A 12,103-nucleotide genomic window follows, 5' to 3' on the forward strand; every position below is an offset into this window, starting at 1 on the left:
CTCCCAGCCGCTGGCGGGCATCGATCGCCACCGGCAATTGCTGATTTTGCTGGTCGAACAACAGGGGGCGCCGCGGCCCGAAGCCGATGTGGTCGACGCCAAGGGCGCCAAGCTGTTCAAGCGTCGCCTGCGCGATAGCACCCGCGACTCCAGCGCCGACGATGCCAATGCCACCCCCAAGGACAATGTGAGCCAGGAGCGCAAGGGCGTGGCCAATCCCGCCACTGCCGCTCCCGCCACCCCGGCGGCGGCACCAGCCGGTGCGGCCAAGCCAGCCGCCAAGGAAACCACGCGATGAACGATCCGCATTACATCTTGTTGCCGGCCAATCCGTTGTTCATCGGCTTGACGCTGGTGCTGGCCTTCCTGCTCAACCTTATGCCGTGGGGGCAAATGGTGGGCGTGCCCGACTTCGTGGCGCTGGTGCTGGTGTTCTGGAACATCCACCAGCCGCGCAAGGTCGGCATCAGCATCGCCTTCATGATGGGCCTGTTGATGGACGTCAACGAAGCCACGCTGCTGGGCGAGAATGCCCTGGCCTATACCCTGCTGTCGTATTTCGCGATCATGATCCATCGGCGCGTGGCGTGGTTCCCGCTGCGCACCCAGGCCATCCATGTGCTGCCGCTGCTGCTGCTGGCCCAGGCGGTGCAGCTGGTAGTGCAGTTGCTGGTGACGGGCAAGTTCCCGCACTGGTTCTATTTCAGCGAAAGCTTCATCTCGGCCTTGTTGTGGCCGGTGGTGAGCTGGCTGCTGCTGGCGCCCCAGCGGCGCGCCATCAATCGTGACGAGAATCGTCCCATCTAGCAGATAACCAGCGGCTTCGCATGACCGAATTCAAGAACACCGCGCACGAGCTCAAGCTGTTCAGGCTGCGCCTGCTCGCGGTGAGCGTACTGGTGCTGTTTTGCTTCAGCCTGCTGGTGGCACGCTTCCTGTGGCTGCAGGTGGTGCGCCACGACGCCTACGCCGCCCAGGCCGAGGAAAACCGCATATCGGTGGTGCCGATCGTGCCCAATCGCGGCTTGATCCTGGACCGCAATGGGGTGGTGCTGGCGCGCAACTATTCGGCCTATACGCTCGAAATCACGCCTTCCAAGATCAGGGCCAACCTGGATGAGCTGATCGATGAGCTGGGTACACTGGTCGAGATCCAGGCGCGCGACCGGCGTCGCTTCCGCCGCCTGCAGGACGAATCCAAGAATTTCGAGAGCATCCCGATCCGCACCCGGCTCACCGACGAAGAGGTGGCCAAGTTCACTGCCCAGCGCTATCGCTTCCCCGGGGTCGAGGTGCAGGCCCGGCTGTTCCGCCAGTATCCGTATGGCAAGACCGCCGCGCACGTGATCGGCTATATCGGCCGCATCAGCCAGCGCGACGCCGAGCGCATTGCCGACACCGATGACGAGGCCAACTACAACGGCACCGACTACATCGGCAAGGAAGGGGTGGAGAAGAGCTACGAGGCACATCTGCACGGCACCACCGGCTACGAGGAAGTCGAGATATCGGCCAGCGGCCGCGCCGTCCGTTCGCTCTCCCGCACCCCGGCCACGCCCGGCAAGAACCTGATCCTGTCGATCGACATCGAATTGCAGAAGGTGGTCGAGGAAGCCTTCGGCGACCAGAAGGGCGCACTGGTGGCGATCAATCCGGCCACCGGCGACATCCTGGCCTATGTCTCGCAGCCGTCCTACGATCCCAACCTGTTCGTCGAGGGCATCGACCAGCAGAGCTGGGACGAACTCAACAAGTCGATCGACCGGCCCCTGCTGAACCGCCCGCTGTCGGGGGTGTATGCGCCCGGCTCGACCTACAAGCCCTTCATGGCGCTGGCGGCGCTGGAACTGGGCAAGCGGCGCCCGCAGGATGCGATCCGCGACCCCGGCTTCTTCGTGCTGGGTAACCACCGCTTCCGCGACGACAAGGAAGGCGGCCACGGCGTGGTCGACATGTATCGCTCCATCGCCATCTCGTGCGATACCTATTACTACATGCTGGCCAACGACATGGGGGTCAACGCCATCCATGACTTCATGAAGCCGTTCGGTTTCGGCCAGATCACCGGCATCGACCTGGAGCATGAGCGGCGCGGTATCCTGCCTTCGACCGAGTGGAAGCGCAATGCCTACCGCAAACCCGAGCAGAAGCGCTGGGTCGGCGGCGATACGGTCTCGCTGGGCATCGGCCAGGGGTATAACAGCTTTACCCCGCTGCAACTGGCGCAGGCGATGTCGATCCTGGCCAATAATGGCGTGGTGATGAAGCCGCACCTGGTCAAGATCATCGAGGACGGCGTCACCCACGAGCGCACCGAGACCGTGCCCAAGGAAAGCTACCGTATTCCACTCAAGCAGGAAAACATCGACTTCATCAAGCGCGCCATGGTCGGCGTGGTCAAGGAAGGCACCGGCGCCAATGCCTTCCGAGGCGCACCCTATGAATCGGGGGGCAAGACCGGTACCGCGCAGGTGGTCAACATCGCCAAGAACCAGAAGTACGACTCCAAGAAGCTGTCGCGCATCTATCACGACAATGGCCTGTACATCGGTTTCGCGCCGGCCGACGCGCCCCGCATCGCGATTGCCGCGGTGGTCGAGAACGGCGGCTGGGGCGCCGGCGTGGCCGCGCCGCTGGTGCGCAAGGCGATGGATTACTTCATGCTGGGCAAGCGCCCCAACGAGCCGATCAAGTCGGTGGCCCCCCCAGAGCCGGTGACCGAGGCCCCGGCCGAGGCCACCGAAGACAGCAGCATCACCCCGACGGTCCCGCCGGACGTACCGCAGGACTGACATGCATCCGCATCATTACCGCCCGGCGCCATGCGCCGCGGACCAAGCAAGGGAGCCGGCATGAGCCTGCAACGACCGCCGCTGTGGCAAGTCATCAAGCCGCACCTGACCGTGTTCGACGGCGCGCTGTCGCTGATCGTGTTCCTGATCCTGTCGGTGGGTATCGTGACGCTCTATTCGGCCGGCATGAACTTCCCCGGCCGGGTCGAAGACCAGCTGCGCAATATCCTGATCGCCTTCATCGTCATGTGGGTCGCCGCCAACGTGTCGCCGCAGCTGTTGCTGCGGCTGGCGGTGCCGGTCTATACGGTGGGCGTGACCCTGCTCATCGCCGTGGCCCTGTTCGGCATCATCAAGAAGGGCTCGCGCCGCTGGCTCAACGTCGGCATGGTGGTGCAGCCGTCCGAGATCATGAAGATCGCCATGCCGCTGATGCTGGCCTGGTATTTCCAGAAGCGCGAAGGCATGTTGCGCTGGCACGCCTTCGTGGTGGCAGCCTTGTTGCTGCTGGTGCCGGCTTTCCTGATCATTCGCCAGCCCGATCTCGGCACCGGCCTGCTGGTGCTGGCGGCGGGGTTCTATGTGATCTTCTTCGCCGGCCTGTCGTGGAAGATCCTGGCGGCATTGGTGGTGGCCGGGGCGGCCAGCCTGCCGGTGGTGTGGTCGGTGCTGCACGATTACCAGCGGCAACGGGTGATGATGCTGATCGACCCTACCTCCGACCCGCTGGGCAAGGGCTTCCACATCATCCAGTCGACCATCGCCATCGGGTCGGGGGGCGTGGCCGGCAAGGGCTGGCTGATGGGCACCCAGACCCACCTCGAATTCATCCCCGAACGCACCACCGACTTCATCTTCTCGGTCTATTCCGAGGAATTCGGCCTCATCGGCAACCTGGTGCTGCTGTTGCTGTACCTGCTGCTGATCGGGCGCGGCCTGATGATCGCCGCCAATGCGCCCACGTTGTTTACCCGCCTGCTGGCAGGGTCCATCACGATGATGTTCTTCACCTACGCCTTCGTGAACATGGGCATGGTCAGCGGCATCCTGCCGGTGGTGGGCGTGCCCCTGCCGTTCATGAGCTATGGCGGCACGGCGCTGGTGACGCTGGGGCTGGGGGCAGGGATCCTGATGAGCATCCAGCGACACCGTAAACTGGTGCAGACCTGAACATCGACTCGGCAACGCAGCAGGGCCTTGAACTCGGCTACTGACGAGTTGTCAGCCGTGGGGCAGGCCAATTCTGGTATCGTGGCGAAAAAATTCCGGCCGGACACATTGGCCTGCCCGCACAAGGATAGCAATGCGATCGATATCACTCCGACAATATTTCAGTGACGGACAAGCGCTGCTGCGGCTGGCGGCACTGGCCCTGCCGGTGCTGCTGGCCGCGTGCAGCAGCACCGCGCCGCAACAGGCCACGCCCGGGGCCACGCCGGCACCGGCCCGGACCGCCGGCGTGAGCCGGCCTTCCAACGCGCCGGCCCTGCCGGCGGCAGGTTCCGGACGCGGCGGCTATTACAAGGACGACGGCCCGGGTGACCATGTCCCGGACGGCCTGCTCGACGTCGCCGATGCCGAGCCGCAGGTCGAGCCGGTCTCGCGCGCGGCCAGCCGGCCCTATGCCGTGTTCGGCAAGACCTATGTGCCCATCACCGATACCCAGCCATTCATCCAGCGCGGCATCGGCAGCTGGTACGGCAAGAAATTCCACGGCCAGAAGACTTCGTCGGGCGAGCTCTACGACATGTACAAGATGACCGCCGCCCATCCGACCCTGCCGATTCCCTCGTATGCCCGCGTGACCAACCTCAAGACCGGCAAGCAGGTCATCGTGCGGGTCAACGACCGTGGGCCGTTTCATTCCAGCCGCATCATCGACCTGTCCTACACGGCGGCGCTGAAGCTGGGCTACCTGGGCACCGGCAGCAGCGAGTTGGAAGTCGAGCGGATCCTGCCGGAAGAGGCGCAGCGCATGTCGGAGGCCCGGCGCAACGGCGGCGTCACCACCGTCGCCGGTGTCAGCACCGAGCCGGTCAGCATCAATTCGGTGACCGCCCAGAACATGGCGCCGCAGCCTACCGTGGCGGCGGTGCAGCCGATCAATGCGACTACCACCAGCAGTGCCAACGGCGCCGGCCTGACCGGTGGCGGCGGCATCATCAACGCCGTCGCCAGCGGCTCGGCGCCGTCCCCGGCGATGCCGCAGGCAGTGCCGCTATCGGCCGGCTATTACCTGCAGTTCGGCGCCTATTCGCAAGAAGCCAATGCCCTGGTGGCGCGCGACAAGCTGTTGCCGGGCCTGTCGGGCGTGATCGACAGCCTGCAGGCGGTACAGGTCAACGGCCTGTATCGCCTGTATGCCGGCCCTTACCCTACCCGCCCCGAGGCGCAGAACGCCGCCATGCTGGTGCGCCAACGCAGTGCCGGCACTCCCTTCATCGTCGAACGCTAGGAACACCCTGATGCATCCCTACCTGGCACTCGGTATCGCCATCGTCTCCGAAGTCATCGCCACTTCCGCCTTGCGCGCCTCCGACAGTTTTTCACGGCTGTGGCCATCGGTGGCGGTGGTGGTGGGGTATGCCCTGGCGTTCTACTTCCTGTCGGTGACGCTGCGCAGCATCCCGGTCGGCATCACCTATGCGATCTGGTCGGGCCTGGGCATCGTGCTGATCTCAGCGGTGTCGTGGGTGCTGTTCGGACAGAAGCTGGACCTGACCGCCATCATCGGCATGGGCCTGATCATCGCCGGCGTGCTGGTGCTGAACCTGTCGAAGAGCTCGGTGCACTAGGGCTGGCCATCGGGCGCCCGGACGCCATCCTTGAGTTGCAAGGCGCGCTCGTAGAGCGCGTTTTTCTTGTGGCCGGTGATCTGCGCGGCCAGCGAGGCAGCCTGCTTCAACGGCAGCTCTTGCAGCAGGATGCGTAGCACCCGTTCGGCCTCGGCCTGGGCGCCGTCGTCCTCGCCGGCCGGCGCCCCTTCGAGCAGCACCACGAATTCGCCGCGCTGGCGGTTGGCGTCTTCCTGCAGCCAGGCCGCAGCCTGTCCCAGTTCGCAGCGATGGATGTCCTCGAACAGCTTGGTCAGTTCGCGCGCCAGCACCACCCGCCGCTGGGGGCCGAACACCTGCAGCATGGCATCGATGGTCTCGACGATACGGTGCGGCGCCTCGTAGAACACCAGCGTCGCCGGCGCCGCCACCAAGGCCTGCAAGGCACTTTCCCGCTGGCGCGCCTTGGACGGCAGGAAGCCGACGAACTGGAAGCCCTCGTCCAGCAAGCCGGAAGCCGACAATGCCGTCACCGCCGCCGACGGCCCCGGCAACGGTACCACCCGCAGGCCCGCCGCGCGTACCGCATCGACGATGCGCGCGCCGGGGTCGGACACGGCCGGGGTACCGGCGTCCGACACCAGGGCGATACGCTGTCCGGCCTGCAGGCGCTCCACGATCTTGGCTGCCACCTCGCGCTCGTTGTGCTGGTGCGCTGCCAGCAGCGGACGGTTCATGCCGTAGCGCTGCAGCAGCTGGCTGGTATTGCGGGTATCCTCGCAGGCCACGGCATCGGCGATCGACAGCAGGTGCAGCGCGCGCAGCGTGATGTCGCAGACATTTCCGATGGGCGTGGCCAGCACATATAATGCCGACACCGGATAGGTTTGCTGTGCGGGATCTGGCAGGAGGGAAGCGGCTGCGCTCGAATTCTGGTTCATTGGGAGAGGCGTGATGTTCACTGGATTGAAAATGGCGGCGTGTGCAATGGTGCGTGCAACGGCATGTGCGGCAGCGAGGACCGTGGCGTTGGCGACCTGGCTGGGCCTGGCGATGCATGCGGCTCCGGCACTGGCCGCGGGCGACACAGCCCACAGTGTACCCCTGCTGGCCCAGGCCGGCCCAGCCGGTACGCCCTCGACCCCGACCGATCCCGGTGCCGTGGCGCCGATGGCGCCTACCCTGTCGGCCATCGCTCCCACTCGCATGGCGCTGTTGTTGCCCAACCGCGGCGGCATGTTCGGCGCTGCCGCCGATGCCGTGCGTACCGGTTTTCTCACCGCCTATTCGCGCCAGAAGGAAAACATCCAGCTGTCCATCATCGAGACCGGCGACAGCGCCGCCGACATGCAGCGCGCGTACGACGACGCGTCGGCCAAGTTCGACATCCTGATCGGGCCGCTCTCGCGTAGCGCCGTCACCTCGATCGTGCAGAGCGCTCGCGTCTCCAAGCCCACCGTGGCACTGGCCCAGCCCGACCTGCCACCGGAGAGCGAACAGCGCCTGCCGCCGCTGATGCTGACCATCGGCTTGTCGATCGACGACGAGGCACGCCAGGTCGCCAACTGGGTCGAAAAGGAAAAGACGCCCGGCAAGATCTTTGCGGTGTCGACCTCGGTGGCGTGGCAAAAGCGCGCAGTGCGCGCCTTCCAGGTCACCGCCCGCCAGCTTGGCATGCAGGCCGAGGTGCTGGAACTGAGCACGCCCGGCAACGTGCTCAGCGCGCCCGGGCTGGCCCAGCTGGCGCGCCGCATCGAGCAGGAGAAACCGGCCCTGGTCTTCGCCGCCCTGGACGCGGCGCAGACGCTGCAGCTGCGCAGCGCCATCGGCACCGAACTGCCGATCTACGGCACCTCCCAGATCAACCCCTATACGCTCAATCGCGACAACCCGAACGACAAGATGCCCGAGCTCGATGGCGTGCGCCTGATCGACATCCCCTGGCAGCTGCAGCCAGACCAGAGTGCGGTGTCGCGCTATCCCCGCCCGGCTACCGCCGACGGCGAGCGGCCCAACGCCGACCTGGCACGCCTGTACGCGCTGGGTATCGATGCCTACCGCGTGGCCTATGAAATTTCGCTGCAGCGTTCCGGCTTCGATCTCGATGGCGTCACCGGCAGGCTCAACGTCAACATGGTCGGTGGCGGTACCACCTACTTCCAGCGCCAGGAGACCCAGGCCGTCTACCAGGACGGCTGGCCGGTTCCTACCTCCGACCAGTACTGAACCATGGCGCTGCTGCAGCGCTGGCGCGATGCACGCGACCGCCGTACCGGTCGCCAGCGCAGTGGCGACTGGGCCGAGGACCAGGCGCTGGCGCACCTGCAACAGCACGGCCTGGCGCTGGTGGAGCGCAATTTCCGTTGCAGGGGCGGCGAGATCGACCTGGTCATGCAAGACGGTGCGGTGCTGGTGTTCGTCGAGGTACGAGCCCGGGCCAGCGCCTCGCACGGCGGTGCACTGGCCAGCATCACGCCGGCCAAGCAGCGCCGGCTCATTGTTGCGGCCCAGCATTTCCTGCAGCGCCAGGCCCATGTGCCGGCTTGCCGCTTCGACGTCATCGCCATCGAAGGCGAGCGCCTGGAATGGCTGCGGCACGCCATCGAAGCGTGAATCCGGGGGCCGGCAGGAGTATCATGGGCGCTCGCCGCGCCCGTTATCCATTCTTTACGATTCGGGCGGATCGAAGCCAGTCGACTCAACTATAATCCCACGCACTATGACAAATCCTCGCATCATCGCCCACTTCCAGGAAAGCGCAGACCTGAAGCTGAAGGCTGCCCAGGTCCTGGCGCAACCGATCGAACAGGCCATTGAACTTATGTTCACGGCGCTGTCGAATGGCAACAAGATTCTTGCTTGCGGCAATGGTGGTTCGGCTGCAGACAGCCAGCACTTTGCAGCCGAACTGGTGGGACGGTTCGAACGCGAGCGTTTGCCACTGCCTGCGATTGCACTGACGACCGACACCTCCATCCTCACCGCAGTCGGCAACGATTACAGCTACCGGGAAATCTTTTCGAAACAGGTCCAGGCCTTCGGCCAGGCGGGTGACGTCTTGCTGGCGTTTTCCACCTCGGGCAATTCGGCCAATGTCCTGGCGGCCATCGAAGTGGCGCACGAGCGCGACATGCGCGTGGTGGCCCTGACCGGCAAGACGGGCGGCGCCATCGGCAAGATCTTGACTGATGCCGATGTACACATCTGCGTGCCGCATGAACGTACCGCGCGCATCCAGGAAGTACATCTGGTGACCTTGCACTGCATTTGCGACGGTATCGACGTCGCACTATTTGGAGATGATGCGCATGAATGAAGCACGATCGTTTTGGGTCAAGACCCGCCGCCCGTTGGCGGCAGTGGCATTGGGCGGCATGCTGGCCTTGAGCCTGCAGGGCTGTTTCGCGGTATTTGCCGGTGGCGCGCTGGCCACCACTTTCGCCGCCACCGATCGCCGCACGCTGGGTGCGCAGACCGAAGACAAGTCCATCGTGGTCAAGGGTGAAACCCGTATCCCCAACGCGGTGACGGCCGGCTCGCACGTCAATGTCACCGCCTTCAACCGCAAGGTGCTGCTGTCGGGCGAAGTGCCGGACGAAAACTCCAAGCTCGCTGCCGAGCGCGAAGCGCGCGCCCTGGGCAATGTCGATGGGGTGTTCAACGAACTGGCCGTGGGTCCGTCGTCGGGCTTCTCTGACCGTTCCAGCGACGCGCTCGTCACCAGCAAGGTGCTGGCCAGCCTGGTGGACGACAAGACGCTGTATTCCAGCGCCTTCAAGGTCACGACCGAACGCGGCATCGTCTACATGATGGGGCGGGTCACCCAGCGCGAAGGACAGCGCGCCGCCCAGATCGCCAGTGGCGTATCGGGCGTGCAAAAGGTGGTGACCCTGTTCGAGTACATTTCCGAAGACGAACTGCAGAACTACCAGCGCAAGCCGGCCAGCGAAAACAAGGGCACCAGCTAGACGCGTTGTATTTCCAGCATGATGCAGATCAAACCGCCGGCTTGTCCGGCGGTTTGCACGTCTGCGGCGCGCACCGCACGAATCGGCGCCGACGACTATAATGGCGCTACTCGCGCATCGCGCCATTGGAGCAACAACATGCAAGCACAGGCAAGTTCGTCACGCGGTCTCTGGATCAAGCTGGCCGCCGTGGCGGTGATCGCGGCGGCGGCCGCCTTCGCCTATGTCAAGGTCAATACCGGCCATGCCGCGCCCGACGTCACCTTTACCCGGCTCGATGGCCAGCAGGTGGCCTTGAAGGACCTGCGCGGCAAGGTCGTGATGGTCAATTTCTGGGCGACCAGCTGCACCACCTGCGTGGGCGAGATGCCGCAGATGATCGAGACCTATAACAAATACAAGGCCAGCGGACTCGACTTCGTCGCCATCGCCATGAGCTACGATCCGCCGAACTACGTGCTCAACTACACCGAGACCCGCAAGCTGCCTTTCCAGGTGGCGCTGGATACGCAGGACAAGTTGTCCAATGCCTTCGGTGACGTCAAGCTCACGCCGACCACCTTCGTCATCGACAAGAACGGCAATATCATCAAGCGCTATGTCGGCGCGCCCCAGTTCGCCGAGCTGCACCAGTTGCTGGAGAAGGCGCTGGCAGCGGCCTGACCCCGGGTTCGGGCGCATGCGGAAAAGCTGTCCAGTGTGCTCGCCGAGCGGCTTTTCTTGATTATCGGGGCGCCGTGCGCCGCGCCGGCAACAATACACACAGCGCCGCGCAGAAGATCAGCGCAAATCCCGCCAGGTCGGTGAGTGCCGGGCGCTCGCCCAGCAGCAGCACCGCGCCGCTCACGCCCACCACCGGCACCAGCAGGGTGCCCAGCGCGGCCACGCCGGCCGGCATGCGCGCCACGATCGAAAACCACAGCACGTGCGCGGCGGCCATGCCGAACAGGATGTGATAGCCCAGCGCCAGCAGCAGCCGTACATCGATTTCGCTCCACGGCGGAAAATGCCGGCCAGGCTCGAACGCCATGAGCCCGGTCAACGCCACCGCCGCGCCGATCAGCAATTGCCACCCCGCCAGCGCCAGCGGCTCGGCGCTGAGCCGGGCCCATTTCATGTAGACGGTGCCGAGCGCCCAAGAGATGGCCGCCCCCAATGCCAGCAGGATGCCCGCCGGCAGGCCGCCCGCCAGCAACGGCCACAACAGCACCGCCAGGCCGGCCGCACCCAGCGCCAGCCCGCCGGCGCGCAGCGTGTCGAGCCGTTCGCCCAGCACCAGGCGTGCCGCCAGCGTGGCCCACAAGGGCATCGAATAGGTGATGATGGCCACCCGCGAGGTGGCCGCGCCCAGCTGTGCAAACGTCAGCAGGATGTTGAACAGCGCTACATTGAGCAGCCCGGCCACGACCAGGTGCAGCCGTTCGCGCCCGCGCGGCAGGGCCATCGGCCGTCGTCGCAGCAGGCCCAGCGCAAATACCGTACAGGCGGCTACGCCCAGCCCGGTGCTGCGCAAGGCCCAGGGCGATACGCCCGACAGCGAGATCTTCACCGCCGGCCAGTTCAGGCCCCACAGCAGGCCCAGCAATACCAGCATGACCCTGGCCGCGCCGGGCCGGTTGGTGCTCACGCCGTCACCAATCCATGTCCGCGTCGAGCGGATAGATCGGGCGTCGCACCTTGGCGATCGGGAACAGCTTGAGATTGGCGCTGGTGGGGCCGCCGCTGTCGGAATCGCACTCGACCAGGCCGCGACTGAGCGGCACGAACACCGGCCGGCAATACATGCGCGACTTCAGGATCAGGAACGACTGCTGCGCCGGGTCCAGTCCCAGGCTGGTGAATACGCCCGTGTCATAGGGTTCGACCCGCTCTTCGGTGACCACGATGCGCGCCGGGCCGATATCGAACAGCACGCTGCGCCCCATCTGGATGGTCGAGCCGGTATAGATCGGCCCGGTCACGGTGAAGCGGCCGTCGCTGATGGCGGCCACGCGACCGGTCAGCATCGGTGGCACCTTGGTGATGCCTTGCTGCGTCAGCGGCACCTTGTTGCCCACCGCCAGGGTCAGCGTCGCGTCCAGCCCGGCGTCGATCATCTGCGCCACCGCCTCGGGGTCGCTGATGGGACCCACCGCGATGCATTGCAGGCCGGCCGCCAGCGCTGCCTCCAGCACGTCCATGGTGTTACAGGTGCCGCCCGACATCACGTTGTCGCTGTGGTCCAGCAGCAGTACCGGGCCCTGGCCCGGTCCCTGGCTGCGCTGGCGCGCCTGCGCCAGCGATTGTGCCAGCGGCAGGCTGTCGTAGACGAAGTCGACGCGCTCTTCCCACATCCGGCGTGCAATGCGCTCGGCCACCGCATCGGCCTGGTCGGCATCGCCATCGGCGACCACCACCACCGACATCCCGGCATCGCGGAAGTCCGACAACGGAAAGCCAGCCAATACCGATACCGCCAGGATCCCTGGTTCCTGCTCGGCCCGCTGCGCGGCCTGTACCGCACGCTGCATGGCCGAGGCCGAGGTATTGCTGGTGAGCGTGGCCGACAGCAGCGGCAGCTGGCGCCAGC

General features: G+C 65.5%; 13 protein-coding genes and 1 pseudogene. 11 read left to right on the top strand and 3 right to left on the bottom strand.

What is annotated here, in order from left to right:
• The 6 genes and pseudogenes from PMI40_RS01480 to PMI40_RS01505 form a co-directional block, all read left to right on the top strand.
• Positions 1–298, top strand: a pseudogene (locus PMI40_RS01480) (rod shape-determining protein MreC); the annotation flags it as partial.
• Positions 295–807 (top strand): rod shape-determining protein MreD, encoded by a 513-nt coding sequence (gene mreD, locus PMI40_RS01485; protein WP_008111391.1) that lies wholly within the window; start codon positions 295–297, stop codon positions 805–807. The pseudogene PMI40_RS01480 and the gene mreD, both read left to right, overlap by 4 nt.
• 20 nt (positions 808–827) lie before the next feature.
• Entirely contained in the window at positions 828–2,792 is a 1,965-nt protein-coding gene (mrdA, locus tag PMI40_RS01490) for a penicillin-binding protein 2 (protein ID WP_008111393.1), read from the top strand.
• A gap of 60 nt (positions 2,793–2,852) precedes the next feature.
• Entirely contained in the window at positions 2,853–3,962 is a 1,110-nt protein-coding gene (rodA, locus tag PMI40_RS01495) for a rod shape-determining protein RodA (protein ID WP_008111395.1), read from the top strand.
• A 133-nt stretch (positions 3,963–4,095) separates the two neighbouring features.
• A complete protein-coding gene (locus tag PMI40_RS01500) occupies positions 4,096–5,247 on the top strand; it encodes a septal ring lytic transglycosylase RlpA family protein (RefSeq protein ID WP_008111397.1) in 1,152 nt (383 codons plus the stop codon).
• A 10-nt stretch (positions 5,248–5,257) separates the two neighbouring features.
• On the top strand, positions 5,258–5,587 hold the full coding sequence (locus PMI40_RS01505) for an SMR family transporter (RefSeq protein ID WP_008111398.1): 330 nt from the start codon (positions 5,258–5,260) through the stop codon (positions 5,585–5,587).
• On the opposite strand, the gene rsmI is transcribed toward PMI40_RS01505, so the two are convergent.
• Positions 5,584–6,507 carry a 16S rRNA (cytidine(1402)-2'-O)-methyltransferase gene (gene rsmI / locus PMI40_RS01510; RefSeq protein WP_008111400.1) on the bottom strand — a complete coding sequence of 308 codons (924 nt, stop codon included), beginning with the start codon at positions 6,505–6,507 and terminating at the stop codon, positions 5,584–5,586. The genes PMI40_RS01505 and rsmI overlap by 4 nt on opposite strands.
• Before the next feature lie 13 nt (positions 6,508–6,520).
• Here rsmI and PMI40_RS01515 point away from each other — a divergent pair, with 13 nt between their 5' ends.
• The 5 genes from PMI40_RS01515 (at position 6,521) to PMI40_RS01535 (ending at position 10,197) form a co-directional block, all read left to right on the top strand.
• Positions 6,521–7,792, top strand: a complete 1,272-nt coding sequence (locus PMI40_RS01515; protein WP_008111402.1) for a penicillin-binding protein activator — start codon at positions 6,521–6,523, stop codon at positions 7,790–7,792.
• Positions 7,793–7,795: 3 nt separating this feature from the next.
• Positions 7,796–8,179 (top strand): YraN family protein, encoded by a 384-nt coding sequence (locus PMI40_RS01520; protein ID WP_008111406.1) that lies wholly within the window; start codon positions 7,796–7,798, stop codon positions 8,177–8,179.
• Positions 8,180–8,285: 106 nt separating this feature from the next.
• Positions 8,286–8,882, top strand: a complete 597-nt coding sequence (locus PMI40_RS01525; RefSeq protein WP_008111408.1) for a phosphoheptose isomerase — start codon at positions 8,286–8,288, stop codon at positions 8,880–8,882.
• Entirely contained in the window at positions 8,875–9,534 is a 660-nt protein-coding gene (locus PMI40_RS01530) for a BON domain-containing protein (RefSeq protein WP_008111410.1), read from the top strand. Before PMI40_RS01525 ends, PMI40_RS01530 begins: the two co-directional genes overlap by 8 nt.
• A 138-nt stretch (positions 9,535–9,672) precedes the next feature.
• Positions 9,673–10,197, top strand: coding sequence for a TlpA disulfide reductase family protein (locus PMI40_RS01535; protein ID WP_008111413.1), 525 nt, complete (start codon positions 9,673–9,675; stop codon positions 10,195–10,197).
• A 61-nt stretch (positions 10,198–10,258) separates the two neighbouring features.
• Here PMI40_RS01535 and PMI40_RS01540 read toward each other — a convergent pair whose 3' ends face one another.
• Together PMI40_RS01540 and PMI40_RS01545 are read right to left on the bottom strand one after the other, a co-directional pair.
• Entirely contained in the window at positions 10,259–11,161 is a 903-nt protein-coding gene (locus PMI40_RS01540) for a DMT family transporter (protein WP_238540873.1), read from the bottom strand.
• A 4-nt stretch (positions 11,162–11,165) separates the two neighbouring features.
• A partial coding sequence (locus tag PMI40_RS01545; RefSeq protein ID WP_008111417.1) for a M81 family metallopeptidase occupies positions 11,166–12,103 on the bottom strand: 938 nt, incomplete at its 5' end.

This window comes from Herbaspirillum sp. YR522 (assembly GCF_000282575.1).
GTDB lineage: Bacteria > Pseudomonadota > Gammaproteobacteria > Burkholderiales > Burkholderiaceae_D > Herbaspirillum.